Below are 25742 nucleotides of genomic sequence, written 5' to 3'. Positions count from 1 at the left end.
TAAGTAATTGGAACGGGCCGCGCCGACTCTAGTGTTACGATAGGCTGCAAAGCACATTTTACTTCTGACATAGTTTTTAGAAAAACGACAGTATGGCGTTTGCAAAGAATAAAAAACTGGTGCAGGACTTCTCGAAAGTCACTATCTCACTGGCCTCGCCCGAATCCATTCTGGAGCGGTCGAACGGAGAAGTAGTGAAGCCCGAGACGATCAACTACCGGACGTACAAGCCTGAAATGGGCGGCCTATTTTGCGAGCGGATTTTTGGTCCTGTAAAGGACTGGGAATGCCACTGCGGCAAATACAAGCGCATCCGCTACAAGGGCATCATCTGCGACCGTTGCGGCGTGGAGGTGACTGAGAAAAAGGTGCGCCGGGAGCGGATGGGCCACATAGAACTGGTGGTGCCTGTTGCTCACATCTGGTACTTCAAGTCCCTGCCCAACAAAATTGGTTACTTGCTGGGCCTGCCTACCAAGAAGCTTGACCAGATTATCTACTACGAGCGCTATGTAGTAGTACAGCCTGGTGTATTAGCCGAAGAGGGCGTACAACAGCTAGACTTCCTCACCGAAGACGAGTACCTGGACATCATTGATAAACTCCCCCGGGAGAATCAGATGTTGCCCAATGAAGACCCTAATAAGTTTATTGCCCGTATGGGGGCCGATGCGCTACAACTCCTGTTGGAGCGTACCAACCTCGACGAGCTTTCCTATAGCCTGCGTGACTCCGCTGCGCACGAGACTTCGCAGCAGCGTAAAGCTGATGCGCTGAAGCGTCTGCGTGTGGTAGAAGCTTTCCGCGACGCGGCTACTCGCATTGAGAATAAGCCAGAGTGGATGGTAATTCGCATGGTGCCGGTGATTCCACCGGAGCTGCGTCCGCTTGTGCCGTTGGATGGGGGGCGTTTTGCTACCTCCGACCTGAATGACCTGTACCGTCGTGTTATCATCCGTAATAACCGCCTCAAGCGCCTGATCGAAATCAAGGCTCCTGAAGTGATTCTGCGGAACGAGAAGCGTATGCTACAGGAAGCAGTGGACTCGCTCTTTGACAACTCGCGTAAGGTAAACGCCGTGCGCGCCGAAGGCAACCGTGCGCTGAAGTCGCTGTCCGATATGCTGAAAGGCAAGCAGGGCCGCTTCCGTCAGAACTTGCTCGGTAAGCGTGTTGACTACTCTGGCCGTTCGGTTATTGTAGTTGGTCCTGAGCTGAAGCTGCACGAATGCGGTTTGCCTAAGAACATGGCAGCTGAGCTGTTTAAGCCATTCATTATCCGTAAGCTCATTGAGCGCGGCATTGTGAAGACGGTGAAATCAGCGAAGAAGATTGTTGATCGTAAGGATGCCGTGGTGTGGGATATCTTGGAGAACGTGCTGAAAGGCCATCCAGTCCTGCTTAACCGTGCTCCTACTTTGCACCGCTTGGGTATTCAAGCTTTCCAACCTCGTTTGATCGAAGGCAAGGCTATCCAACTGCACCCACTCGTTTGTACGGCCTTCAACGCTGACTTTGACGGTGACCAGATGGCTGTGCACGTTCCGCTTGGACCGGCCGCTATTCTGGAAGCTTCAACATTGATGCTGGCCTCGCACAACATTCTGAACCCAGCCAACGGCGCGCCTATCGCGGTACCGTCGCAGGACATGGTACTCGGACTGTATTATGTAACAAAAGGCAAGCGCAGCACCGATGAAGAGAAAGTACAAGGCGAAGGCCGTATTTTCTACTCAGATGAGGAAGTTGTAATTGCTATCAATGAAGGTCAGCTTTCTAAGCATGCCATTATCAAGGTGCGTACAAAGGTGCGGAACGAAAACGATGAGCTTGTTACCAAGATCATCGAGACCGTAGCCGGTCGTGTTTTGTTCAACCAGCTTGTTCCTGAGGAAGTAGGTTTCGTTGACGAGCTGCTGACCAAGAAGAAGCTACAGCAGATCATTTCGCTGGTGTTTAAGCGTACGGGCATGGCTCGCACGGCTCAGTTCCTCGACGACATCAAGACGCTGGGCTTCCAGTCGGCTTACAAAGGTGGTTTGTCGATGGGTCTGGGCGATATTCAGATTCCGAAGGAGAAGGATGCTCTTATCGCTCAGGCTCAGGCCGACGTGGTAGCGGTAACTCAAAACTACCAGATGGGTCTGATTACTGATAACGAGCGCTACAACCAGGTTATCGATATCTGGACGCGTATCAACAACCAGATCACAGAGACACTCATGGGCCGCCTCGAAAAGGAGAACCAGGGTTTCAACTCGATCTACATGATGATGCACTCCGGTGCTCGTGGCTCGCGTGAGCAGATTCGTCAGCTCGGCGGTATGCGGGGTCTGATGGCTAAGCCACAGAAGTCGCTGCAAGGCTCGGTAGGTGAGATTATCGAAAACCCGATTCTGTCTAACTTCAAAGAAGGGCTGGACGTTATCGAGTATTTCATCTCAACCCACGGTGCTCGGAAAGGTCTTGCCGATACAGCTCTGAAAACAGCCGATGCCGGTTACCTGACTCGTCGTCTGGTAGACGTATCGCAGGACGTTATCGTGAACGAAGTAGACTGCGGTACTCTCCGTGGCCTTGAGGTTTCGGCCTTGAAGGACAATGAGGACATCGTGGAGTCACTCGCTGAGCGTATCCTGGGTCGTGTGGCAGTTCACAACGTTGTGAACCCGCTGAATGATGAGATTATCTTAGCTGCGGGCGAAGAAATCACTGAGGAAATCACTCGCTTGATTGACAACACAGCTATTGAGACGGTGGAAATCCGTTCGGTACTGACTTGTGAGTCGAAGCGTGGTATTTGCGCCAAGTGCTACGGTCGTAACCTGTCTTCTGGCCGCATGGTGCAGAAAGGAGAGGCTGTCGGCGTAATTGCTGCTCAGTCTATTGGTGAGCCTGGTACTCAGCTTACCCTGCGAACCTTCCACGTAGGTGGTACTGCTTCTAACATTGCTGTTGAAGCCAGCATCCGCGCTAAGTTCGCCGGTACTGTTGAGTTCGAAGATATTCGTACAGTAGCTACTACTACCGATGAAGGTGTGAAGGGCAAAGTAGTAATGGGTCGCTCGGGCGAAGTTCGGATTGTAGATTCTGCTACGGGCAAAGTCTTCATCTCGAACCACGTTCCTTATGGCTCTTTCCTGATTGTTGACGAAGGTCAGCAAGTAGAGAAGGGTGATGAGCTTTGCAATTGGGATCCTTACAATGCCGTCATCCTTTCCGAATTTGATGGTACGGTTCAGTACGATGCTATCACGGAGGGTATCACGTATCGTGAGGAGTCGGATGAGCAGACAGGTCACCGCGAAAAGGTTATCATCGAATCGAAAGCCAAGGATCAGAACCCATCGATCATCGTTAGAGCTGGTAAGAAAGGCGATACTGAAGGTCAGAAGGGTTATAGCATCCCCGTAGGCTCTCACCTTAACGTGGAGAATGGCGATAAGATCAAGGCTGGTCACATTCTGGCTAAGATTCCCCGCGCCATTGGCAAGACCCGCGACATCACCGGTGGTCTGCCCCGCGTTACGGAGTTGTTCGAAGCACGTAACCCATCGAACCCGGCCGTAGTGTCGGAAATTGATGGTGTGGTAACCTACGGCACAGTGAAACGTGGCAACCGTGAAATCTTCATTGAGTCGAAAGACGGCGTGAAGAAGAAGTACATGGTGCCGCTGTCTAAGCACATTCTGGTGCAAGACAACGACTTCATTCGGGCTGGTATGCCACTCTCCGATGGTGCCATCACGCCATCCGACATCCTGAGCATTCAGGGTCCGGGTGCTGTGCAGGAGTACCTCGTGAACGAGATTCAGGAAGTTTACCGCTTGCAGGGTGTGAAAATCAACGATAAGCACATTGAGGTGGTAGTTCGCCAGATGATGCAGAAGGTGGTTATTCTCGATGCCGGCGACACAACTTTCCTCGAAAATCAGGTGATCGACAAAATCGTCTTCATGGAGGAGAACGATACCATCATCGACATGAAGGTGGTTACTGAGGCTGGCGACTCTACGGAACTGAAGCCTGGTCAGATTGTGAGTGCCCGCCGCCTGCGCGACGAGAATTCCAGCCTGAAGCGCCGCGACTTGAAACTCGTAGAAGTGCGCGATGCGCAGCCTTCGGTTTCTCGTCCGACACTGCAAGGCATCACCCAAGCCTCGTTGGGCACGCAAAGCTTCATTTCGGCCGCTTCCTTCCAGGAGACGACCAAGGTGCTTAGCGAAGCGGCTATCCGTGGCAAGGCTGATGAGTTGCTGGGCCTGAAGGAGAACGTAATTGTTGGTCACCTCATCCCGGCTGGTACCGGCCTGCGCGAGTATACTCGTCAGGTTGTGGGCTCGAAGGAGGAGATGGAGGCAGCTGCCGCTGCACCCAAGGCTGACACTGAAACAAAGCGTCCTGCTCGCGCAAGCAAGCGTGAGGCTTCCATTCAGGAGTAGTATTTGATACGTGAGTAAAGAGAAAAGCCGACTGGATACTTTCCGGTCGGCTTTTCTCTTTTCACTAATTTTGATTCTCAACTTGCAATTTGCCCCCTAGCCTTGTCCTATGAATCAACCACCTGACCAAAATGCCCCCCAGGATCCTAACGCAATTAATATTGAGCTGTCGGAAGAAATCGCAGAAGGCGAATATGCTAATCTGGCAATGATTGCGCATAGTAGCGGAGAATTTGTTATTGACTTCATCCGGCTTATGCCCGGTTTGCCGAAAGCGAAGGTTAAAGCTCGCATTGTCATAACGCCGGAGCATGCTAAGCGCCTTTTGGCAGCGCTGGCTGATAATGTTGACCGCTTCGAGCAGACATTTGGACCAATAAAAACGCAACCGGATATGCCAAACTTCCCGATGAACTTCGGTGGTACAATGGGGGAAGCTTAGTCGATATGGCTTTATACAACGAAACGTGGAGGAAGCATCCATTCAAACGTGGATGTAATTACTTAGCTAAACGGGACTTTGGAGGTTCACCAAGCTCTTTCTTTCGTGCTGGTGAGGTCTATAGATATATAACAGTTAACTACAGTCATTATGATTGTTGCACCATCTTTACTTTTTGTAAGGTTAGTGACAATGAAAATTATGGTTGGCATTGGTATGATGACGATCTAGTTAAACCATTAGATGTTTTTGCTGAAGTCGTAGCCTAAATCATGGTAATTAATAGCACTTGTTCCTTGCTGTTATCCTTGAGCTATACCATAAAACAAACTATTTCAACACGTTTGCTATTGTAAAGCAACTTCTATACCTTTGCAAGCCTAATTTTTGGGAGAGAACCCTCCTTGACAAACCATTCCGTAGATGCCTACCATCAATCAGTTAGTACGAAAAGGAAGAGAAAAGCTGACGACTAAGTCAAAGTCGCCGGCACTCGATTCCTGCCCGCAGCGCCGTGGCGTTTGCACCCGTGTATATACCACTACGCCCAAGAAGCCAAACTCGGCGATGCGTAAAGTCGCTCGTGTGCGCCTCACCAACGGCAAAGAAGTCAACGCCTACATTCCGGGCGAAGGCCACAACCTGCAGGAGCACAGCATCGTGCTGATTCGCGGTGGCCGCGTAAAGGACCTTCCCGGTGTGCGTTACCACATCATTCGCGGTGCCCTTGACACGGCTGGTGTAGGTGGTCGTACCCAGCGTCGTTCAAAGTATGGCGCTAAGCGTCCGAAGCCAGGGCAGCCCGCTGCAACCGGCAAAGGTGGCAAGCCAGCACCCGGCAAGAAAAAGTAATTAAATAAGAGATGAGTAGTAAGAAGTGAGCGGCGAGACACAAGTTCTCATCTCACTTCTCACTTCTCGTTACTCACTTCTGCTAAAATGAGAAAGTCAAAACCAAAAAAGCGCATCCTGCTGCCTGATCCTAAATACAAGGAGACGCTGGTAACCCGTTTCGTCAATTACATGATGTATGACGGAAAGAAGAACCTGGCGTACACCATTTTCTATGAGGCCTGCGAGCTAGTGGAGCAGCGTACCAAGGAAAATGGCCTCGAAATGTGGCGCAAGGCGCTGAACAACGTGATGCCGACTGTAGAAGTAAAGAGCCGCCGCGTAGGTGGTGCTACCTTCCAGGTGCCGATCGAAGTTCGTCCTGACCGTCGTATCTCCGTTGGTGCCAAGTGGATGATTCAGTACGCTCGTCGTCGTGGTGAGAAGACCATGAAGGATAAGTTGGCCGGCGAAATCATTGCCGCTGCTAAAGGCGAAGGTGCTTCCGTGAAAAAGAAAGACGATACGCACCGGATGGCGGAAGCCAACAAGGCTTTCTCGCACTTCCGTTTCTAAAGGAGAAAATTAGGGACTTGGGGACTAAGGAGCTTCAGGAGATGTTGTATCATTTCTACGCTCTTTAGTCCCCAAGCTCTTAAGACCCTACAAATAAAATGGCTAAACAAGACCTCAAATACCTCCGCAACATTGGGATTATGGCGCACATCGACGCCGGCAAGACCACGACCTCGGAGCGCATTCTGTATTATACAGGCAAAACCCACAAGATCGGGGAAGTACACGAAGGTGCTGCCACGATGGACTGGATGGAGCAAGAGCAGGAGCGGGGCATCACGATTACCTCGGCTGCCACCACTACCTTCTGGAACTACCCAACGGACGCCAGCGGTGAACCCACTGACGAAACCAAGCAGTACAAGATCAACCTGATTGACACTCCTGGCCACGTAGACTTTACCGTAGAGGTAGAGCGCTCTGTTGCGGGTACTGGATGGTGCTGTAGCATTGTTCTGTGCTGTATCAGGCGTGGAGCCTCAGTCGGAGACGGTATGGCGTCAGGCTGACAAATACAAAGTGCCACGTATCTGCTTCGTTAATAAGATGGACCGTGCTGGTGCTGACTTCTTTAAGGCAGTAGCTGAGATTAAGGACAAGCTAGGTGCTAACCCAGTTCCTTTGCAAATCCCAATCGGAGCCGAAGACACCTTCAAAGGTGTAGTCGATCTGCTGACGGGCAAAGCAATCGTGTGGGATGATGCTACGCAAGGCAAAGCCTATCACGAGATACCAGTACCTGAGGATCTGGTGGAAACGGTAGCCGAATGGCGTCAGAAGCTGGTAGAAAGCGTTGCTGAATATGATGACGCTCTGCTAGAGAAGTTCTTTGAAGATCCAGAAAGCATCACGCGTGAGGAAATGATGGTTGTTATCCGCCAGGCGGTTATCGACATGAAGTTCTCGCCCGTAATGTGTGGTTCGGCCTTCAAAAACAAAGGTGTGCAGTCCATGCTAGACGGTGTAATGGCTTACTTGCCTTCGCCGTTGGATATGCCCCCCATCATTGGTACCAACCCGGATACCCATGAAGAAGAAGTTCGTCTGCCTACTACCGAAGCACCTTTCGCTGCTTTAGCTTTTAAAATTGCTACTGACCCCTTCGTAGGTCGCTTGTGCTTCTTCCGCTGCTATAGCGGTACGCTGGAGGCTGGTTCGTACGTGTTCAACAACCGTACGGAGAAAAAAGAGCGTATCTCACGTTTGATGCAGATGCACTCCAATAAGCAGAATCCTATTGACCGCCTTGAGGCTGGTGATATTGGTGCTGGTGTTGGTTTCAAAGACATCAAAACTGGCGACACCCTCACCGATGAGAAGCACAGACTGGTGCTTGAGTCAATGAGCTTCCCTGAGCCTGTAATCGGCTACGCTATTGAGCCCAAAACTCAGGCTGACGTTGATAAGATGGGTATGGCTATTGCCAAGCTCGTAGAAGAAGACCCAACCCTGACGGTAAATACCGATCCTGAGACGGGCCAGACGATTCTGCGCGGCATGGGTGAGTTACACTTGGAAATCATCATCGACCGTATGCGTCGGGAGTTCAAAGTGGAAATCAACCAAGGTGCGCCGCAGGTGGCCTATAAGGAGATTCTGACCAAGAAAGTCGAGCACCGCGAGACGTATAAGAAGCAAACCGGTGGTCGTGGTAAGTTCGGCGACATCGTATTCGAACTTGGTCCGAAAGAGACTGAGCCAGAAAAAGCTGGCTTCGAATTCGACAATGCTATTGTAGGTGGTGTAATTCCCCGCGAATTCATTGCTCCGATTCAGAAGGGCTTTGAAGAAGCAATGAAGAACGGTCCATTGGCCGGATTCCCCTAGACTCAATGAAGGTGCGACTGTTCCACGGCTCCTTCCACGATGTTGACTCTGACGCCTTGTCGTTTGAATTGGCTGCCCGTGGTGGTTTCCGTGAGGCTGCTCGTCAGGCCGGCCCTAAGATCCTTGAACCTATCATGGCTGTCGAGGTTGTTTGCCCAGACGAGTACACCGGTCCCGTAACTGGTGACCTGAACCGTCGTCGGGGTATAATGAAAGGTATGGACACCAAAGCTGGTGCCCAGCTCATCAAGGCCGACGTGCCTCTGTCGGAGCTGTTCGGTTATGTAACTGACTTGCGTACCATCTCTTCAGGTCGTGCTTCCGCTTCGCTGACCTTCTCGCACTATGAGCAGGTACCAAATAACCTAGCTGAAGGCATTGTTGCTAAAGCCAAAGGTCACGCTGTTCGCTAATTCGCTTTCAAGACTTAAGACATGAACCAGAAAATTCGCATTAAACTCAAGTCCTACGATCATAACCTCGTAGACAAGTCGTCCGAGAAGATCGTGAAAGCGGTGAAGGCTACGGGCGCTATTGTAAGCGGCCCAATTCCGTTGCCCACTAAAAAAGAGAAGTTCACCGTTCTTCGTTCACCCCACGTGAACAAGAAGTCGCGTGAGCAATTTCAGCTTTGCACATACAAGCGCCTTGTGGACATCTACTCAACTTCGTCGAAGACGGTAGACGCCCTAATGAAGCTTGAGTTGCCCAGCGGTGTAGACGTAGAAATTAAAGTTTGAGGACTAATTTCTTCAATGATTAAAGAAGCCCCCCAGATTATTTCTGGGGGGCTTTTTTTTGCTGCGTAGGTTTGTCGCATCATTACATAAAGAAGGTAACCTGCTCACCACATTTCACTATAGTGTCTTTAGCTTCCGTTCTTACTACTGACCGTACCGAACTAGCAGCCACAGCGAGTATTGCGCTAATTCTTATTGGTCTCTTTACAAATGATTTCCTACCTGAGGTTTCTAGTATAGGTGTGCTGTGCTTGTTACTAACAGCCTTATTGCATTTTGTCGCGCATCAACAGATTGTGCAAAAGAAGCAATGGCGAGTTTATAGTGCACTCACTGGCGTATTCTTTCTGCACTTGATTGCGGGATTGAATACGAGTGAAGCAAATAGAGCAGCGTTTTGGATGGATGTATTTCAACAGCTTCCATTTCTAATATTGCCCATAGCTTTCTGGCTTCTGCCTCCATTATCCTCACGAGCCTTACGATATGTGTACTTACTATTTTACTATCTGGTAGTGGTATCAGCACTTGGGAGTACTGGCTACTATCTAATGCATGCAGATGAAATAAATCAGCTCTACTATCAGTCCCAGATTATGCCGACCGTCCCAGACTACATTCGATTTAGTCTAATGGTCACTTTGGCTATTGCTACAGGGGGGCTTTTCTTAGCAAAGAATGCAGTCATAGGACGCCATCGGTTATTGGTGTTGCTGGCTACTACCTTCTTAATTCTATACTTATACTTATTATCGGTAAGAAGCGGGCTAGTGGCTTTCAATGTGCTGGGTATCGTAACACTACTTTGGCTTCTGGTAAAGCGTAATTATAGGCAGGCAATCTGGGTAGGAGGAGTGTTGCTAATACTTCCATGGCTGAGCTTTCTGTGCTTTCCCACGTTTCACAACAAGTATTATAATACTCAAGATGATGTGAGCAGAGTAGAAAAAGTAAGTTCAGCTAATAACTTTTCGTTGGTAGGTAGAGTGTATTCCTATAAGGTCGGACTTCGGATTGCGCAAACTCACCCTTTGATAGGAGTAGGAAAAGCAGATATGCAGGATGAGGTAGCAGTCTACTACAAAGCTGACTTCCCCGATATCGAGCCATCAGCTTACCTACTACCACACAATCAGTTTCTCTACTACTTAGTAGCTTTTGGCGGACTGGGTCTCCTACTCTTCATTGTGTGTTTTTACTACCCATTTTATTGGGCCTGGACTAAAGTAAGGCCTTTAATGGTCGCTCAATACTTAGTTATTTCACTGTCATTTTTAGTAGAATATACACTTGATCAAAAAAATCACGTGGGCTTATTATTCACTTTGCTATTCGTATTACTACCAATAAATGGCTTAATGCCGCCTACCCGTCCAGAAGCAGGGTGGAGGCCTAGCTAGCTCAGCAGCTATTAATCGGAAATGATTGATAGAGAGCCCATAGCTTTAAGCACTGATGCAATGCTGCTCTAAAAATATTTTAGGCTGTGGTTTGAATAAAGCATTAAAATTCCCTAGCTTTGCACTCCCATTACGAAAACGTCATACGGGCGTTTTCTCTATGTCTTCTAATTAAACCAAAAACGAATGCCTGGCATCATCGGTAAAAAAATCGGTATGACAAGCCTCTTCACTCCGGACGGGAAAAATATTCCCTGCACGCTCATCGAAGCGGGTCCGTGCGTAGTGACGCAGGTTAAGACTATCGAAAAGGACGGCTACACAGCTGTTCAACTCGGTTACGGCGAGAAAAAAGCCAAGAATACCACCAAAGCACTGGCTGGTCACTTCGCCAAAGCCGGTACTACTCCCAAGAAAAAACTTGTTGAGTTCCGCCTCGACGCAGAGTCTACGTACGCTGCCGGTGCCGAAATCAAGGCTGACCTCTTCGAGGAAGGCGAGTTTGTCGACGTAGTAGGAACCTCAAAAGGTAAGGGTTTCCAAGGTGTCGTGAAGCGTTACAACTTTGCTGGTGTGGGTGGTCAAACCCACGGTCAGCATAACCGTCTTCGTCACCCTGGCTCTATCGGTGCCTGCTCATGGCCTTCGCGTGTATTCAAAGGAATGCGCATGGGTGGCCGTATGGGTGGTGACCGTGTGAAAATCCAGAACTTGAAGGTGATGCGCATTGTAGCCGATAAAAACCTGATTCTGGTTAGCGGCTCGGTTCCCGGCGCCAAGAATTCTTACGTGGTCCTGGAAAAATAACGCGAGATGGAACTGTCAGTATATAACATCAAAGGCGAAGACACGGGCCGTAAGGTTACGCTATCTGACGCAATCTTCGGTCTAGAGCCGAATGAGCACGTGATGTACCTCGACGTGAAGCAATACTTGGCCAATCAGCGCCAAGGCACGCACAAGTCGAAGCAGCGTCACGAAGTGCAAGGCAGCACTAAGAAAATCAAGAAGCAAAAAGGTACGGGCGGTGCCCGTGCTGGTAGCATGAAGTCACCGGTGTTTGTTGGTGGCGGTCGCGTATTTGGCCCCCAGCCCCGTGATTATGGCTTCAAGCTAAATAAAAAGACGAAGCGGGTTGCTCGTTTGTCGGCTCTGAGCGCTTTAGCTCAAGAAGGCAAAGTGGCTTTGGTAGAAACCATCACGCTAAATGCCCCCCGTACGAAAGATTTCCTTTCGATTCTGAATGGTTTGAAGCTGAACAACGGCAAGAAAACCTTGCTCGTGACCGGCGAAGCCAACAAGAACGTGCTGCTATCGGCGCGCAACATTCAGAAAGTGACCGTGGCTACGCCTATCGGCCTGAATACGCACGACCTGCTCAATACGGACACGCTGTTGCTGTCGGAAGACGGGCTGAAGTCGTTGGAACAACTTTACACCCCTGCTGAGTAATGAGCACGTTGAAGAAACCCATTGTGACCGAAAAGGCCACGGCTCTGAACGAAAAAGGTCAGTATGCTTTCGAAGTAGAGCGTACGGCTAATAAAGTTCAGATCAAAAAAGAGATCGAGCAATTGTATGGTGTAACGGTAACGGGCATTAGCACGATCCGCACTAACGGCAAGATCAAGTCTAAATTCCAGAAAGGTGGTGCCGTAACAGGCCGTCGTCCTCATGGGAAGAAGGCTATCGTGACTGTGAAGGAAGGCGATGTCATCGACTTCTATAGCGGTATATAAGGAGAGCTTACTCGCAAGCGCATTTTAAGATAAAATGGCACTCAAAAAACTAAGACCAACATCACCGGGTCAACGATTTCGCATCGCCCCGGCCTTCGACGAGATAACCACGTCGACGCCGGAGAAATCGTTGTTGGCACCCATGGAAAAATCCGGTGGCCGAAACAATTCGGGTAAAATGTCCAACCGCTACATCGGTGGTGGACACAAGCAGAAGTATCGTATCATCGACTTCAAGCGTGACAAAGCTGGTGTTCCAGCCACGGTGAAGACTATCGAGTACGATCCTAACCGCACAGCTCGCATTGCTCTACTTAACTACGCCGATGGCGAGAAGCGGTACATTATCGCTCCTGCTGGCTTAGAAGTAGGAACTACCATAATTGCTGGCCCTGGAGTCGCTCCTGAGGTAGGAAATGCACTGGTATTGCGCGAGATGCCTCTCGGTACCATCGTTCATAACATTGAACTGATGCCCGGCGGCGGTGCTGCAATCGCTCGCTCAGCTGGCACTTATGCTCAGCTAGTAGCTCGTGAAGACAAGTATGCTACATTGAAATTGCCCTCCGGTGAGATGCGCATGGTACTCGTTACCTGCATGGCTACGGTTGGTACCGTTTCGAATGGCGACCATATGAATGTGCGTCTTGGCAAAGCCGGTCGAAATCGTTGGATGGGTCGTCGTCCACGTGTTCGTGGTGTTGCTATGAACCCAGTCGATCACCCAATGGGTGGTGGCGAAGGTAAGTCGTCGGGTGGTCACCCACGTAGCCGTAACGGTATCTTCGCTAAGGGTCAGAAGACTCGCAACAAGAATAAGTACTCCGAGCAACTCATCGTAAACCGTAAAGGCAAAAAGTAAGCAATGGCACGTTCGCTAAAAAAAGGGCCGTACATTGACTTCCGGCTCGAGAAGAAAGTAACGGCAATGGAAGATTCCGGCAAGAAATCAGTGGTGAAGACTTGGTCGCGCCGCTCGATGATTTCTCCGGACTTCGTAGGCCACACCTTCGCTGTACACAATGGGAACAAGTTTATTCCCGTGTACGTGACTGAAAACATGGTTGGTCACAAGCTCGGTGAGTTCGCGCCCACGCGCAATTTCCGCGGCCACGTAGCCAAAAAAGATAAAGGCAAGCGCTAAGATGGAAGCAACAGCTAAACTCCGCAATGTGCCTACCTCGCCTCGTAAGATGCGTCTGGTAGCCGATATGGTCCGCGGTCAGAAAGTGACCCGCGCCTTGGGCTTGCTAAAGTTTGAAGCTAATTCAGGTGCTGAACGCATCGAGAAATTGCTTCTCTCGGCTTTGTCCAACTGGCAGCAGAAGAATGAAGACGAGCGCATCGAAGACGCTAACCTGTACATCAAAGAGATATTCGTTGATGAAGGTCGTCAGTTGAAGCGTCTGCGTCCTGCTCCTCAGGGTCGCGGTCACCGCATCCGCAAGCGCAGCAACCACGTGACGTTGGTAATTGATTCGAAGGTTGAGCCGCTAGGCAGCAAAGCTGCTGTTAAGCAAGCCTCCGAGCAAAAGCTGACTGAAGCGAAAGCTGGTGCTACTCGCACCCGTCGTAGCTCGACCAAGAAAACTACTACTGAAAACACGGCAGAAGCCACCGCATAAGCACTATGGGACAGAAAGTAAATCCGGTTGGCTTCCGCTTAGGTGTCATCAAAGGATGGGACTCGAACTGGTACGGCGGTAAGGACTTCGCCGACAAGCTAGTAGAGGACGAGAAAATCCGCAAATACATTCTTGCTCGTATTCCGAAAGGCGGTATTTCCCGCATCGTAATCGAGCGTACTCTGAAGCGTATCACCATTACTATTAATACGGCTCGTCCAGGTGTAGTAATCGGTAAGGGCGGTCAGGAAGTTGACAAGATTAAAGACGAACTAAAGCAGATTACCAGCAAAGACGTTCAGATCAACATCTTCGAAATTAAGCGTCCAGAACTTGATGCTAAGTTGGTAGGTGAGAGCATTGCTCAGCAGCTACAAGCTCGTATCTCGTTCCGTCGCGCAATGAAGCAGGCTATTCAGGCTGCAATGCGTGTAGGTGCCGAAGGTATCAAAGTGCAGTGTGGTGGTCGTCTTGGCGGCGCTGAAATTGCTCGCTCGGAGCAGTACAAAGAAGGTCGCACTCCGCTGCACACCTTGCGCGCTGACATTGATTATGCTTTGTCAGAAGCCCAAACTGTGTACGGTAAGATCGGCATCAAAGTGTGGATCATGCGTGGCGAGGTATTTGGCAAGCCCGACTTGTCGCCTAACCAGCAGCCTGCTAACCAGGGTACCGATAGCCGTGGCGGCAACGACCGTGGCCCACGTGGTGAGCGTGGCGACCGTGGTGGTGATCGTGGCCCGCGTCGTGACCGTAACGATCGTGGTGGCGAAAGCCGCGGCGACCGTGGCGGTGACAATCGTGGTGGTCAAGGTCAAGGTGCAGGCCCACGTCGCAACAGCGGTGCTGGTGGAGCTGGGGGGCAAAACCGCGGTGGCGGTGGTGCTCCTCGTCGCTAGCCCTCTCTCATTTCTCGAATCTATATTTTTCGATAATCATGTTACAACCGAAAAGGACCAAGTATCGCAAGATGCAAAAGGGTCGCGTAACAGGCCTAGCCTACCGCGGCAGCTCCATTGACTTCGGTTCATTCGCTATCAAGTCGCTGGAAACTGCGTGGATTACGGCTCGCCAGATTGAGGCGGCTCGTATCGCTATGACCCGTGCTATGAAGCGTGAAGGTCAAGTTTGGATCCGCATTTTCCCTGACAAGCCTATTACCAAGAAGCCTGCTGAAGTGCGGATGGGTAAAGGTAAAGGCTCACCAGAGTATTGGGTAGCCATTGTACACCCCGGCACTATCATGTTCGAATCGGACGGCGTTCCGCTCGAGGTAGCCCAGGAGTCTCTGCGTCTAGCGGCGCAAAAGTTGCCCGTGAAGACCAAGTTTGTTGTTCGTCGCGACTACGTAGAAAACTAGTAAGATGAAAAACGCTGATATCCGTGCTCTCTCAGTAGAAGAGCTAAAGAACCAGATCAAAACCGAACAGACTAGTGGTCAGTCGCTGCGTTTCGCGCACGCTATCTCTCCCCTAGAGAATCCGATTCGCCTGAAGCATAGCCGCAAGAACGTAGCTCGTCTGAAGACTGAGTTGACCCGCCGCGAGAACGAGCAGGCAAACCAAACTGCTAAATAACGATGGCAACCAACACAGATCAGCAGACTCCCGCTACTATTGAGCGGAATATGCGCAAAGAGATTATTGGGCGTGTGTCTAGCTCCAAAATGGATAAATCTATCACAGTAGTGGTAGAGGAAAAGCAGAAACACCCCATCTATGGCAAGTTCGTGAGCAAGACTACCAAGTTCATGGCTCATGATGAAAACAACGAATGTGGTGAAGGCGATACCGTGCGGATTATGTCCACGCGGCCGCTAAGCAAGAACAAGCGTTGGAGGTTAGTGGAAATCGTAGAGCGCGCCAAGTAAGATGATACAACAAGAATCCCGTCTGACCGTCGCTGATAATAGCGGCGCAAAAGAAGTGCTCTGTATCCGTGTCCTCGGGGGCACCGGTAAGAAATATGCTAGCGTAGGCGATAAGATCGTTGTTTCGATCAAGTCGGCTATCCCATCTGGCAACGCTAAAAAAGGCACTGTGTCGAGAGCGGTTGTCGTTCGCACGAAGAAAGAAGTACGTCGCAAAGACGGTTCTTACATTCGTTTCGACGACAACGCTGCCGTACTACTCAATAATAACGATGAACCGCGTGGTACCCGCATTTTCGGACCTGTGGCTCGTGAGTTGCGTGAGCGCCAGTTTATGAAGATTGTTTCACTGGCCCCAGAGGTTCTATAAGCATAGTAGCAAATGGCAACGAAAGCAAAAGACCAAAAGCCTGTGCAACTGCACGTGAAAACTGGTGATACCGTTAAGGTAATTGCTGGTGATGAGCGTGGCAAGACTGGCACTATAAAGTCGGTAAACCGCACTTCACAGCGTGTGATCATCGAGGGTTTGAATCTAGTGACGAAGCATAACAAGCCTAGCGCTAAAAACCCACAGGGTGGTATCACCAAGATTGAAGCTCCCATTCATGTGAGCAACGTGCAGCCCATTGACCCTAAGACGGGTGAGAGGGTACGCAAAAATGCCCCCCAGCAAAACGCCTAACCTGGCTTTACGACAATGGCTCGACTCAGAGAAATATATCAGAAAGACGTGGTGCCTGCGCTCCAGGAGAAATTCCAGTTCAAGAGCGTTATGCAGGTGCCACGCATCACTAAGATCTGTATCAACCGTGGTATCGGTGCAGCTGTAGCTGACAAGAAACTGGTTGATAATGGTGTGGACGAGCTGACGACTATCACTGGTCAGAAAGCTGTTCCTACCATTGCCAAGCGCTCGGTATCTAACTTTAAGCTCCGTGAAGGCATGCCCATCGGTGCTAAAGTTACCCTGCGCGGTGAGCGTATGTACGAGTTTATGGACCGTCTGCTGACGGTTGCTCTACCTCGTGTACGTGACTTCAAAGGCATCAACGATAAGGGCTTCGATGGCCGGGGTAATTATACCCTTGGCATCAAAGAGCAGATTATCTTCCCAGAAATTTCGATTGACAAAATCAAGTCGATTTCTGGTATGGATATCACCTTCGTTACAACCGCCGAGAACGACGAGCAGAGCTATGAGCTGCTTAAGGCTTTCGGAATGCCCTTCACTAACGCCAAGAAAGAAAATAATGGCTAAGGAATCCGTTAAAGCAAGAGAAAGAAAGCGTATCGCTACAGTTGCTCGTTATGCTGAGAAGCGTAAAGCACTTAAAGCTGCTGGCGATTACGAAGGTCTGGATAAGTTGCCCCGCAACGCTTCGCCAGTACGTGTTCACAACCGCGACAAGATCAACGGTCGCCCTCGAGGTTACATGCGTAAGTTCGGCATTAGCCGCGTTACGTTCCGTGAGATGGCGCTAGCTGGTAAGATCCCTGGAGTTACTAAGTCTAGCTGGTAGCTTAAGTGCAGCCATCATACCTCCCCAGTACTGGTATACTGGCTGTTCTTTACTCCTCTTACGGGTAACCCAAGAAACCATTGGCCGAGCTTTGAAGGCCGAGCCAAGTAGTCTTAACTGAAAATTTCGTTGTTGCTTTCTGCAGCTGCGAAATTTTCTTATCTTTGCGCTCCCTAAAAAGGAGTGTCTATTCTACATCAAATGAATACAGATCCAATTGCCGATTATTTGACTCGGGTGCGTAATGCCATCAAGGCAAACCACCGGGTAGTAGAAATACCGGCTAGCAAAATCAAAAAGGAAATCACGAAAGTGCTCTACCATAAGGGCTACATTCAGAGCTACCGCTTTGATGATTCGTCGGTACAAGGCACGATTAAGATTGCACTCAAGTACAACCCTGCTACTAAGCAGCCGGCTATTACGAAGCTGGAGCGTGTAAGTAAGCCTGGTCTGCGCAAATATGCGCATGTGGAGAATCTGCCACGTGTATTGAGCGGTCTCGGGGTAGCCATCCTATCCACGTCGAAAGGCGTGATGACGGAGAAAGAAGCCAAAAACGAAAACGTGGGCGGCGAGGTGCTGTGCTACGTTTACTAAGCGAGAGGAAACAGAACTATGTCACGCATTGGTAAACTGCCGATCAGCCTGCCCACAAGCGTGCAGATTGATATCAGCAAAGAAAACGAAGTAACTGTTAAGGGGCCGAAAGGGACCTTGACCACTCCCGTAGACCGCGACATCACCGTTTCTACTGCTGATGGTCAACTGGTAGTAGAGCGCCCTACCGAACAGAAGCGCCATAAGGCTATGCACGGTTTGTATCGTTCTCTCATTAACAACATGGTTGTTGGTGTTAGTGATGGCTATACAGAGCGTTTGGAGTTGGTAGGTGTAGGTTACAAGGCTGCAATGGCTGGTACTACGCTGGAACTCTCTTTAGGTTACTCGCACAATATTTTCTTGGCCTTGCCCAAGGAGGTAACTGCTACCGCTCTTACAGAGAAAGGTAAAAACCCCATCGTTACTCTGACTAGCATTGATAAGCAACTGTTAGGCCAAGTAGCTGCAAAAATTCGTTCGTTGCGTAAAGTTGAGCCTTACAAAGGCAAAGGTGTACGCTTCGTGGGTGAGCAGATTCGTCGCAAGGCTGGTAAAACAGCTTCGAAATAATTTCGCATTATGGCTTTCGATAAAGCATCAAGAAGAAAGCGGATCCAGCGCATCATTCGTACGCGGGTGGCTGGCACGTCCGATCGGCCGCGTTTGTCGGTGTTTCGCAGTAATAAGGGTATTTATGCCCAAATTATTGATGACACCATTGGTCAAACGCTGGTATCTGTATCATATAAGCACGTAACAACGGCTGATGATGCTACCCCAGTAGTTTCTGCTGCTGCTGTAGGCAAAGAAATTGCCTCACGCGCTCAGGAGAAAGGGATTACCAAAGTAGTGTTCGACCGTTCAGGTTACCTCTACCACGGCCGCGTAAAATCATTGGCAGAAGGAGCCCGCGAAGGCGGCCTCAATTTCTAAATCATCATGGCAGAATTTAACAACAGCAACCGTGGTGGTGGCAATGACCGTGGCGGGAACGATCGTCGTAGCGGCGGTAATGACCGTGGCGGTAACCGGGAGCAAACTCCTCGTGCTGGTGACACAGACCTAAAGGAAAAAGTAGTAGCCATCAATCGAGTAGCCAAAGTGGTGAAAGGTGGTCGTCGTTTCAGCTTTTCAGCTATTGTAGTAGTAGGTGATGGTAACGGTACTGTAGGCTTTGGCCTTGGTAAGGCTAACGAGGTAACTGATGCTATTGCAAAAGGTATTGACGACGCTAAGAAGAACTTAGTAAAAGTGCCTCTATATAAGCATACTGTGCCTCACGTAATGGAGGGTAAGTACTCAGGTGGCTTCGTTCTAGTTCAACCAGCAGCAGCCGGTACCGGAGTAATTGCTGGTGGTGCTATGCGCGCAGTTTTTGAAAGCGCAGGTATCAAAGACGTGCTAGCTAAGTCGAAAGGTTCGTCCAATCCCCACAACGTGGTAAAGGCTACCTTTGATGCTTTATTGAAGATGCGCGATCCTATGCAGATTGCTCAGCAGCGCGGTATTACTCTCCAACAAGTTTTCAACGGCTAGAAGAGATGGCGCAGATAAAAATCAAATTGATAAAAAGCGTAATTGATCGCCCTGAGCGTCAAAAGCGTACAGTTCAGGCCTTGGGTCTGGGTAAAATCGGTAGCACCTCGGAAAAGGAAAATACCCCCCAGATTGCTGGTATGGTAGCCGCAGTGCAACACTTGATTGAAGTAACCGAACTCTAAGAAGTATCTCAACATGAATCTCAGCAATCTAAAACCTGCCGTCGGCGCAACGCGCAACGAAAAGCGCATCGGTCGCGGTACAGGTTCAGGCCGCGGTGGTACATCTACTCGTGGTCATAAAGGGCAGAAGTCACGTTCGGGCTACTCTAAGAAGTCAGGCTTTGAGGGTGGTCAGATGCCTTTGCAGCGTCGTGTACCTAAGTTTGGTTTCACGAACATCAATCGGGTAGAGTACAAGGGAATTAACCTTGATGCTCTTCAGAGCCTAATGGAGAAAAACAGCGCAACCACTATGGACGTCGCTTATTTTGTATCCAATGGCCTTGTATCCAAGAACGCAAAAATTAAGATTCTAGGCCGCGGTGAAATCACCCAAGCTGTAGAAGTGCATGCTCATGCTTTCTCTAAATCTGCTGTTGAAGCGATTGAAAAGGCAGGTGGCAAAGCAGTGACTTTATAAAGCCTGACTGGCAATGAAGAAGTTTATCGAGACGATAAAGAATATTTTTGCGATTGAGGATCTGCGTATGCGGCTTCTCAATACGCTTTTTTTCATTGCCATCTACCGACTAGGTTCTTTCGTCGTGCTGCCTGGGGTAGATGCTACCAGATTAAAGCAAGGAGCTGAAGGCCTCTTCGGAATCCTAGATACCTTGTTAGGTGGGGCATTTAGTAATGCTTCTATCTTTGCATTAGGTATCATGCCTTATATCTCGGCTTCTATTGTACTGCAATTGCTAACAATAGCAGTTCCATACTTTCAAAAGCTACAAAAAGAAGGAGAGTCAGGTCGCAAGAAGATAAATCAATACACCCGTATTCTGACCATACCGATAGTGATGGCTCAGTCGATCGGCTTTATCGCTACCATAACACCTGAAGCCATCATATCGCCTGGCACATTCTTTACGATCTCCACCATGATTATTATCACGGCTGGAACGTTGTTCTGTATGTGGCTTGGAGAGAAAATTACCGATAAGGGCATTGGTAACGGTATCTCCATGATCATCATGATCGGTATCGTTTCCCGATTCCCAGGAGCTATTATCGGTGAAGCAGCAGCTAAGGGTATGCGTGGATCATTGATCTTTCTGATCGAGATGGTCGTGCTCTTCTTGGTTGTAATGGCAGTCATTGTGCTAACTCAAGCAGTTCGCCGTATTCCAGTACAATACGCAAAGCAGGTAGGTGGTACCACACAACTTACTGCTCAACGCCAGTTCATTCCTTTAAAGGTTAATGCTGCTGGCGTAATGCCAATCATCTTTGCTCAATCATTGATGTTTGTTCCAGCTATTGTTGCCTCCATTTGGCAAAATGATAGCGACACTGCTAGCTACATTGGTGTTAAATTTTCTGACTATACCTCTTGGCAGTATAACCTTGTGTTTGCTACCCTGATTATTGTCTTTACTTATTTCTACACCGCTATCAGTGTAAATCCTAATCAGATTGCCGACGACTTGAAACGTAGCGGCGGCTTTGTACCTGGAGTGAAGCCTGGTCGTGATACATCTGAGCATATGGATGAGATCTTAACTCGCATAACTTTGCCTGGGGCAATTGCACTTGCTCTAATTGCAATCTTTCCTGCTTTAGCATTGTTAGCAGGCGTAACTCGTCCTTTCTCAGCTTTCTACGGTGGTACCTCATTAATTATCATGGTAGGTGTTGTTTTAGATACGCTGAATCAAGTGGAAAGCTACTTGCTTATGCGCCACTACGATGGCATGATGAAGACGGGTAAGCTTAGAGGTAGATCGCAAAATGTGGCGATGGCTTCTTAAGTCATGATCGTCTACAAGACCGAAGAAGAAATAGAACTCATTCGGGCTAGTGCGAAAGTTTTAGCCCAGGCCCATGGTGAAGTCGCGAGCCTTATCAAAGAAGGAGTAACTACCCGCAAGCTAGATAAGCGAGCGGAGGAGTTCATCCGGGACAATGGAGGGCAGCCCTCATTTAAAGGCTATAATGATTTTCCCTATAGCCTTTGTATTTCGCCTAATTCCGTTGTAGTACATGGTTTTCCCAGTGACTATGCTCTAAGAGGTGGAGACATTGTTTCAGTAGACTGTGGTGTACTGCTCAATGGCTATCATAGTGACAGTGCTTACACCTACCCAATTGGGGAGGTAACGTCTGAGGTATTAGACTTATTAGCTCATACTAAACAGTCTTTATATCTTGGTATTGAACAAGCAATAGCCGGTAACCGAATGGGTGATGTCGGCCACGCTATTCAGAGCTTTGTTGAAAAACAAGGTTATGGAGTTGTCAGAGAGTTAGTTGGTCATGGCTTAGGCAAGAAGCTACACGAGCGACCTGAAGTACCTAACTATGGTAAACGTGGTTCAGGGCTTAAGTTGCAAACGGGGTTAGTTATTGCGATTGAGCCAATGATTAACTTAGGTGTAAAGCATGTTGTCCAAGAGAAAGATGGTTGGACCATCCGTACCAAAGACAAAAAGCCCTCGGCGCATTTTGAGCATACAGTAGTTGTTAGAAAAGACAAGGCGGAAATTTTAACCTCCTTCGAGTACATAGAAAAAGCCTTACAGTAGCCTTATGGCCAAACAATCCTCCATTGAGCAGGACGGAGTAATTCTAGAAGCACTCTCTAATGCGATGTTTCGTGTAGAGTTGGAAAACGGTCACCAACTGGTGGCTCATATTTCTGGGAAGATGCGTATGCACTACATCAAAATTCTGCCGGGAGATAAGGTGAAGCTGGAAATGTCACCCTACGACTTGTCGAAGGGACGCATTGTTTACCGTTACAAATAATTTACTGACGACATGAAAGTCAAAGCATCGGTCAAGAAACGCAGCGTTGACTGTAAGGTAATTCGCCGCAAAGGCAAACTTTACGTCATTAACAAAAAGAACCCTCGCTATAAGCAGCGTCAAGGTTAAACCATTCGTTTTATAAAAGCATATGGCTCGTATTGCAGGGGTTGATATCCCGGACAACAAGCGCGGCGAAATCGCCCTCACGTACATTTTTGGCATTGGCCGTTCCTTATCCCAGAAGATTCTTGGCCAAGCCGGCATCTCTGTAGATAAGAAGGTTAAAGACTGGACGGAGGCTGAAGCCAGCGAAATCCGTGCTATCATTGCCGCCCAGCACAAGACTGAGGGTGTTTTACGCTCGGAAGTGCAGCTCAACATCAAGCGCCTGATGGATATTGGCAGCTACCGTGGATTGCGTCACCGTAAGGGACTGCCAGTTCGTGGCCAGCGCACCAAGAACAACTCACGTACTCGTAAGGGTAAGCGTAAGACTGTTGCCAACAAGAAGAAGGCTACTAAATAACCAGTAGCGGAAATCGGTACTTGCTTAGGATACTAAGCGGGCATCAACACCTTCCGCGTTTTTTGCGATAACTAAATGGCACAAAAGAGAAAAGACAAAGCCAAGAAGCGCGTTGTCGTTGTTGAGCAAGTAGGTCAGATTCATATCAAGGCTTCTTTCAACAACATCATCATCTCCATCACCAACAACAACGGTCAGGTTATATCCTGGGCCTCTGCTGGTAAGATGGGCTTCCGTGGCTCGAAGAAGAATACTCCATATGCTGCTCAGATGGCAGCTACGGATTGCGGCAAAGTAGCTCATGATTTGGGTATGCGCAAAGCCGAAGTATTTGTAAAAGGACCAGGCTCAGGTCGTGAGTCGGCTATCCGTACCCTCCAGAATGTGGGCATTGAGGTAACTACCATCCGCGACGTAACACCGCTGCCCCACAACGGCTGCCGTCCGCCTAAGCGTCGTCGCGTCTGATATACTGAACAGGCAAAGCGTAGGCTACACGTCTGCGAATTTGCCCCCTGGTGTCGGGTTTCCGATGCGTATGCAACTGTTGCAACGCGTCTGCGAGGCTCGACATTCGCGGTTCAACCCCTGCAAAACTCAACATCCTCGAAATGGCACGTTATACCGGTCCTAAAACCAAGATTGCCCGTCGCTTCGCTGAGCCGATTTTCGGTCCAAGCAAGGCGCTCAATAAGAAAAATTACCCTCCCGGCCAGCATGGTCGTGGCCGCCGCAAGAAGCAGTCGGAATATGCTATCCAGCTGATGGAGAAGCAAAAGGTAAAGTACATGTACGGTGTACTGGAGAAGCAATTCGAAAACCTCTTCCATAAAGCTGCTGCCCTTCCTGGCATTACTGGCGACAACCTGTTGGCACTGTTGGAGTCACGGCTTGACAATACAGTGTACCGCTTAGGTGTAGCTCCTACCCGCCGTGCTGCTCGTCAGTTAGTGTTGCACAAGCACATCACTGTGAACGGCGAAGTGGTTAACATCGCTTCGTACAAGCTACGTGCGGGTGACGTTATTGGTGTTCGTGAGAAGTCAAAGTCGCTAGAAACTATCACCACCAGCTTGAGCGCTCGTAATGCCCGCGCTTTCTCGTGGTTGGAGTGGGACGGCAAGGAAATGGTGGGCAAATTCACGAATGCCCCCTCACGTGAGTTGATCCCGGAGAAGATCCAGGAGCAGTTGATCGTCGAGCTTTACTCGAAGTAATCGCCTTTTGGCAATCTTCGTTTTTCCCTTGTTGTATTTTTAAAGCCCCACTTATGTCAATCTTAGCTTTTCAAATGCCGGAGAAAGTTGTGATGGAGAAATCCGATGACTTTTACGGAACGTTTGAATTCAAGCCGCTGGAGAAAGGCTACGGCGTCACGATCGGCAATGCTTTGCGCCGTATCCTGCTGTCGTCGCTGGAGGGCTATGCCGTTACATCGGTTCGCACGCCCAGCGTGCTGCACGAATTCATGACTATTGAAGGTGTGATTGAGGATATGTCCGAAATCATTCTGAACCTGAAAATGGTCCGCTTTAAGAAGGTAAGCGACGCTATTGAGGACAAAATTACCGTCCGCATCAAAGGTCAGGATACATTCACGGCTGGTGATATCAATAAGTTTACCAACGGCTTCCAGGTATTGAATCCAGATTTGGTTATCTGCCATGTAGATGCCAACACTGAGTTGGAGTTCGAACTAGCTGTGCAGAAAGGCCGGGGCTATGTACCCGCCGAAGAAAATAAGCCTACCGATCAGGTATTCGGGCAAATTGCTATTGATGCCATCTTCACACCTATTAAGAATGTGAAGTATAGCATTGAGAACACTCGCGTAGAGCAGAAGACTGACTATGAGAAGCTTCTCATTGAAATTCAGACGGACGGCTCTATTCATCCTGAAGAAGCCCTCAAGGGTGCTGCTAACATTCTGATTCAGCATTTCATGTTGTTCTCTGATAATACAATGACCTTTGAAACGGCTAAAGCCGAAGAAGAGGAAACTGTAGACGAAGAGACACTGCATATGCGTAAGGTTCTGAAGACGCCATTGGCAGACATGGATCTGTCGGTGCGTGCTTACAACTGCCTCAAGGCTGCCGACATTAAGACGCTCGGTGACTTGGTACAGTTGGATATGAGCGACATGATGAAGTTCCGCAACTTTGGTAAGAAGTCGCTGACTGAGTTGGAGAACCTTGTAGAAGAAAAAGGTCTGAACTTTGGTATGGACCTGGGCAAGTATAAGCTCGACGAAGACTAGTATTTCTAAACAATGGCTGAATTGTCGAAGGCTTAGTGCCTGGACAATTCAGCCATTGTTTTTAATTTATTTCAGTGTGCCCGAGGTTGGGCGGTTCTAATGAGGTAGTTGCCATGTGCTAGCTGCCCGCCGTGGTCGCCCAACGCAAGCACATACACCCCGCATTCGCACAACATTACAATGAGACACGGTAAAACAATTAACCACTTAGGCCGTACGGCCGCGCATCGTAACTCGATGCTGTCCAACATGGCTTCTTCGTTGATTATGCATAAGCGCGTATCAACGACAGTAGCTAAAGCTAAAGCACTGCGCAAGTTTATCGAGCCTCTGCTGACCAAAGCTAAGAGCGACACTACGCACGCTCGCCGCACAGTATTCTCAACCCTGCAAGACAAAGAATCCATAAAGGAGCTTTTCGGTAATGTAGCCGCTAAGATTGCTACCCGTCCGGGCGGTTATACTCGCATCATTAAGCTTAGCGAAAACCGCTTGGGTGACAATGCTGAGTTGTGCATCATTGAGTTAGTTGATTACAACGAGACGTTGCTAGAAGCGAAGAATGCTGGTGAAGCCAAGACGACGACTCGTCGTTCACGTGGCCGCAAGAAGTCGGCTACGGCTGGTGAAGGCGAGTCATCGGCTGAAGTAGTAGCTGAGTCTAAAGCCGCGGCCACAACTGCTGCTCCGGTAGTGGCTACTGCCGCTCCTGAAGACACGCCTACGACGACCGTACAGGAAGACGAGACTCGTGATGAGGCGAAAGCCAAAGACGAAGAAGCTGCTTCGTAGCCTTAAGTTGTCCAAGTCAAAAAGGGGCGTGCCAT

Annotated in this window: 37 protein-coding genes and 1 pseudogene; all 38 read left to right on the top strand. The window is 49.3% G+C overall.

What is annotated here, in order from left to right:
• The first annotated feature begins 92 nt into the window (after window positions 1–92).
• Window positions 93–4442, top strand: a complete 4350-nt coding sequence (rpoC, locus tag MKZ35_RS13420) for a DNA-directed RNA polymerase subunit beta' (RefSeq protein ID WP_482513760.1) — start codon at window positions 93–95, stop codon at window positions 4440–4442.
• A 109-nt stretch (window positions 4443–4551) separates the two neighbouring features.
• Entirely contained in the window at window positions 4552–4884 is a 333-nt protein-coding gene (locus tag MKZ35_RS13415; RefSeq protein ID WP_482513759.1) for a DUF3467 domain-containing protein, read from the top strand.
• A 423-nt stretch (window positions 4885–5307) separates the two neighbouring features.
• Entirely contained in the window at window positions 5308–5736 is a 429-nt protein-coding gene (rpsL, locus tag MKZ35_RS13410; RefSeq protein WP_084445982.1) for a 30S ribosomal protein S12, read from the top strand.
• An 87-nt stretch (window positions 5737–5823) separates the two neighbouring features.
• Window positions 5824–6291 carry a 30S ribosomal protein S7 gene (gene rpsG / locus MKZ35_RS13405; RefSeq protein ID WP_482513758.1) on the top strand — a complete coding sequence of 156 codons (468 nt, stop codon included), beginning with the start codon at window positions 5824–5826 and terminating at the stop codon, window positions 6289–6291.
• Window positions 6292–6389: 98 nt separating this feature from the next.
• Window positions 6390–6800 carry a GTP-binding protein gene (locus MKZ35_RS13400; protein WP_482513757.1) on the top strand — a complete coding sequence of 137 codons (411 nt, stop codon included), beginning with the start codon at window positions 6390–6392 and terminating at the stop codon, window positions 6798–6800.
• Window positions 6763–8168: pseudogene (fusA, locus tag MKZ35_RS13395) on the top strand (elongation factor G); the annotation flags it as partial. The gene MKZ35_RS13400 and the pseudogene fusA, both read left to right, overlap by 38 nt.
• Window positions 8169–8174: 6 nt before the next feature.
• Window positions 8175–8531 carry a hypothetical protein gene (locus tag MKZ35_RS13390; RefSeq protein ID WP_482514747.1) on the top strand — a complete coding sequence of 119 codons (357 nt, stop codon included), beginning with the start codon at window positions 8175–8177 and terminating at the stop codon, window positions 8529–8531.
• A gap of 21 nt (window positions 8532–8552) precedes the next feature.
• Entirely contained in the window at window positions 8553–8858 is a 306-nt protein-coding gene (gene rpsJ / locus MKZ35_RS13385; RefSeq protein ID WP_084445992.1) for a 30S ribosomal protein S10, read from the top strand.
• Between the two features lie 122 nt (window positions 8859–8980).
• Window positions 8981–10258, top strand: coding sequence for an O-antigen ligase family protein (locus MKZ35_RS13380; protein ID WP_482513756.1), 1278 nt, complete (start codon window positions 8981–8983; stop codon window positions 10256–10258).
• A gap of 186 nt (window positions 10259–10444) precedes the next feature.
• Window positions 10445–11065: a 50S ribosomal protein L3 gene (rplC, locus tag MKZ35_RS13375; RefSeq protein ID WP_133271654.1), complete on the top strand. Its 621-nt coding sequence runs from the start codon at window positions 10445–10447 to the stop codon at window positions 11063–11065.
• Between the two features lie 6 nt (window positions 11066–11071).
• Window positions 11072–11710 (top strand): 50S ribosomal protein L4, encoded by a 639-nt coding sequence (rplD, locus tag MKZ35_RS13370; protein WP_482513755.1) that lies wholly within the window; start codon window positions 11072–11074, stop codon window positions 11708–11710.
• Window positions 11710–11997, top strand: coding sequence for a 50S ribosomal protein L23 (rplW, locus tag MKZ35_RS13365; RefSeq protein WP_482513754.1), 288 nt, complete (start codon window positions 11710–11712; stop codon window positions 11995–11997). Before rplD ends, rplW begins: the two co-directional genes overlap by 1 nt.
• A 34-nt stretch (window positions 11998–12031) precedes the next feature.
• Entirely contained in the window at window positions 12032–12859 is an 828-nt protein-coding gene (rplB, locus tag MKZ35_RS13360; protein WP_482513753.1) for a 50S ribosomal protein L2, read from the top strand.
• Between the two features lie 3 nt (window positions 12860–12862).
• A complete protein-coding gene (gene rpsS / locus MKZ35_RS13355; protein WP_133271658.1) occupies window positions 12863–13141 on the top strand; it encodes a 30S ribosomal protein S19 in 279 nt (92 codons plus the stop codon).
• 1 nt (window position 13142) lies between these two features.
• Window positions 13143–13622, top strand: a complete 480-nt coding sequence (gene rplV, locus MKZ35_RS13350) for a 50S ribosomal protein L22 (RefSeq protein ID WP_482513752.1) — start codon at window positions 13143–13145, stop codon at window positions 13620–13622.
• A gap of 5 nt (window positions 13623–13627) precedes the next feature.
• Window positions 13628–14521: a 30S ribosomal protein S3 gene (gene rpsC / locus MKZ35_RS13345; protein ID WP_482513751.1), complete on the top strand. Its 894-nt coding sequence runs from the start codon at window positions 13628–13630 to the stop codon at window positions 14519–14521.
• A 38-nt stretch (window positions 14522–14559) separates the two neighbouring features.
• Complete coding sequence (rplP, locus tag MKZ35_RS13340) at window positions 14560–14982, top strand: 50S ribosomal protein L16 (protein ID WP_084446017.1); 423 nt, start codon at window positions 14560–14562, stop codon at window positions 14980–14982.
• 4 nt (window positions 14983–14986) lie between these two features.
• Window positions 14987–15199, top strand: coding sequence for a 50S ribosomal protein L29 (gene rpmC, locus MKZ35_RS13335; RefSeq protein WP_084446020.1), 213 nt, complete (start codon window positions 14987–14989; stop codon window positions 15197–15199).
• 2 nt (window positions 15200–15201) lie between these two features.
• The gene (gene rpsQ / locus MKZ35_RS13330; protein WP_084446023.1) at window positions 15202–15492 is read left to right on the top strand and encodes a 30S ribosomal protein S17; all 291 of its coding nucleotides are present in this window, start codon (window positions 15202–15204) and stop codon (window positions 15490–15492) included.
• Window position 15493: 1 nt separating this feature from the next.
• Window positions 15494–15862, top strand: a complete 369-nt coding sequence (gene rplN / locus MKZ35_RS13325; protein ID WP_084446026.1) for a 50S ribosomal protein L14 — start codon at window positions 15494–15496, stop codon at window positions 15860–15862.
• 12 nt (window positions 15863–15874) lie between these two features.
• A complete protein-coding gene (gene rplX / locus MKZ35_RS13320; RefSeq protein ID WP_482513750.1) occupies window positions 15875–16177 on the top strand; it encodes a 50S ribosomal protein L24 in 303 nt (100 codons plus the stop codon).
• A 15-nt stretch (window positions 16178–16192) separates the two neighbouring features.
• Window positions 16193–16753, top strand: coding sequence for a 50S ribosomal protein L5 (gene rplE, locus MKZ35_RS13315; protein ID WP_133271662.1), 561 nt, complete (start codon window positions 16193–16195; stop codon window positions 16751–16753).
• Complete coding sequence (gene rpsN / locus MKZ35_RS13310) at window positions 16746–17015, top strand: 30S ribosomal protein S14 (protein ID WP_084446035.1); 270 nt, start codon at window positions 16746–16748, stop codon at window positions 17013–17015. Before rplE ends, rpsN begins: the two co-directional genes overlap by 8 nt.
• A gap of 201 nt (window positions 17016–17216) precedes the next feature.
• Entirely contained in the window at window positions 17217–17615 is a 399-nt protein-coding gene (rpsH, locus tag MKZ35_RS13305; protein WP_482513749.1) for a 30S ribosomal protein S8, read from the top strand.
• Window positions 17616–17633: 18 nt separating this feature from the next.
• Window positions 17634–18188 (top strand): 50S ribosomal protein L6, encoded by a 555-nt coding sequence (rplF, locus tag MKZ35_RS13300; protein WP_482513748.1) that lies wholly within the window; start codon window positions 17634–17636, stop codon window positions 18186–18188.
• Between the two features lie 9 nt (window positions 18189–18197).
• A complete protein-coding gene (gene rplR, locus MKZ35_RS13295) occupies window positions 18198–18551 on the top strand; it encodes a 50S ribosomal protein L18 (RefSeq protein WP_482513747.1) in 354 nt (117 codons plus the stop codon).
• A gap of 6 nt (window positions 18552–18557) precedes the next feature.
• A complete protein-coding gene (rpsE, locus tag MKZ35_RS13290) occupies window positions 18558–19154 on the top strand; it encodes a 30S ribosomal protein S5 (RefSeq protein ID WP_482513746.1) in 597 nt (198 codons plus the stop codon).
• A 5-nt stretch (window positions 19155–19159) separates the two neighbouring features.
• A complete protein-coding gene (gene rpmD, locus MKZ35_RS13285; protein WP_187309875.1) occupies window positions 19160–19339 on the top strand; it encodes a 50S ribosomal protein L30 in 180 nt (59 codons plus the stop codon).
• Between the two features lie 13 nt (window positions 19340–19352).
• Entirely contained in the window at window positions 19353–19799 is a 447-nt protein-coding gene (rplO, locus tag MKZ35_RS13280) for a 50S ribosomal protein L15 (RefSeq protein ID WP_482513745.1), read from the top strand.
• A 13-nt stretch (window positions 19800–19812) separates the two neighbouring features.
• The gene (secY, locus tag MKZ35_RS13275) at window positions 19813–21129 is read left to right on the top strand and encodes a preprotein translocase subunit SecY (protein ID WP_482513744.1); all 1317 of its coding nucleotides are present in this window, start codon (window positions 19813–19815) and stop codon (window positions 21127–21129) included.
• Window positions 21130–21132: 3 nt separating this feature from the next.
• Window positions 21133–21903 carry a type I methionyl aminopeptidase gene (map, locus tag MKZ35_RS13270; RefSeq protein ID WP_482513743.1) on the top strand — a complete coding sequence of 257 codons (771 nt, stop codon included), beginning with the start codon at window positions 21133–21135 and terminating at the stop codon, window positions 21901–21903.
• Between the two features lie 4 nt (window positions 21904–21907).
• Window positions 21908–22126 (top strand): translation initiation factor IF-1, encoded by a 219-nt coding sequence (gene infA / locus MKZ35_RS13265; protein WP_086592757.1) that lies wholly within the window; start codon window positions 21908–21910, stop codon window positions 22124–22126.
• Between the two features lie 12 nt (window positions 22127–22138).
• Window positions 22139–22255 (top strand): 50S ribosomal protein L36, encoded by a 117-nt coding sequence (rpmJ, locus tag MKZ35_RS13260; RefSeq protein ID WP_071890035.1) that lies wholly within the window; start codon window positions 22139–22141, stop codon window positions 22253–22255.
• A 22-nt stretch (window positions 22256–22277) separates the two neighbouring features.
• Entirely contained in the window at window positions 22278–22655 is a 378-nt protein-coding gene (gene rpsM / locus MKZ35_RS13255) for a 30S ribosomal protein S13 (protein ID WP_482513742.1), read from the top strand.
• A gap of 75 nt (window positions 22656–22730) precedes the next feature.
• Window positions 22731–23123: a 30S ribosomal protein S11 gene (rpsK, locus tag MKZ35_RS13250; protein WP_084446069.1), complete on the top strand. Its 393-nt coding sequence runs from the start codon at window positions 22731–22733 to the stop codon at window positions 23121–23123.
• A 143-nt stretch (window positions 23124–23266) separates the two neighbouring features.
• Window positions 23267–23872: a 30S ribosomal protein S4 gene (rpsD, locus tag MKZ35_RS13245; protein ID WP_166073293.1), complete on the top strand. Its 606-nt coding sequence runs from the start codon at window positions 23267–23269 to the stop codon at window positions 23870–23872.
• A gap of 53 nt (window positions 23873–23925) precedes the next feature.
• Complete coding sequence (locus MKZ35_RS13240; protein WP_482513741.1) at window positions 23926–24915, top strand: DNA-directed RNA polymerase subunit alpha; 990 nt, start codon at window positions 23926–23928, stop codon at window positions 24913–24915.
• Window positions 24916–25164: 249 nt separating this feature from the next.
• A complete protein-coding gene (gene rplQ, locus MKZ35_RS13235) occupies window positions 25165–25707 on the top strand; it encodes a 50S ribosomal protein L17 (protein ID WP_482513740.1) in 543 nt (180 codons plus the stop codon).
• The last annotated feature ends 35 nt before the right edge of the window (window positions 25708–25742 follow it).

This window comes from Hymenobacter sp. R533113, from assembly GCF_056835965.1.
The sequence above is the reverse complement of the archived record's forward strand: the minus strand, read 5'-3'. Positions and strand labels throughout refer to the sequence as shown.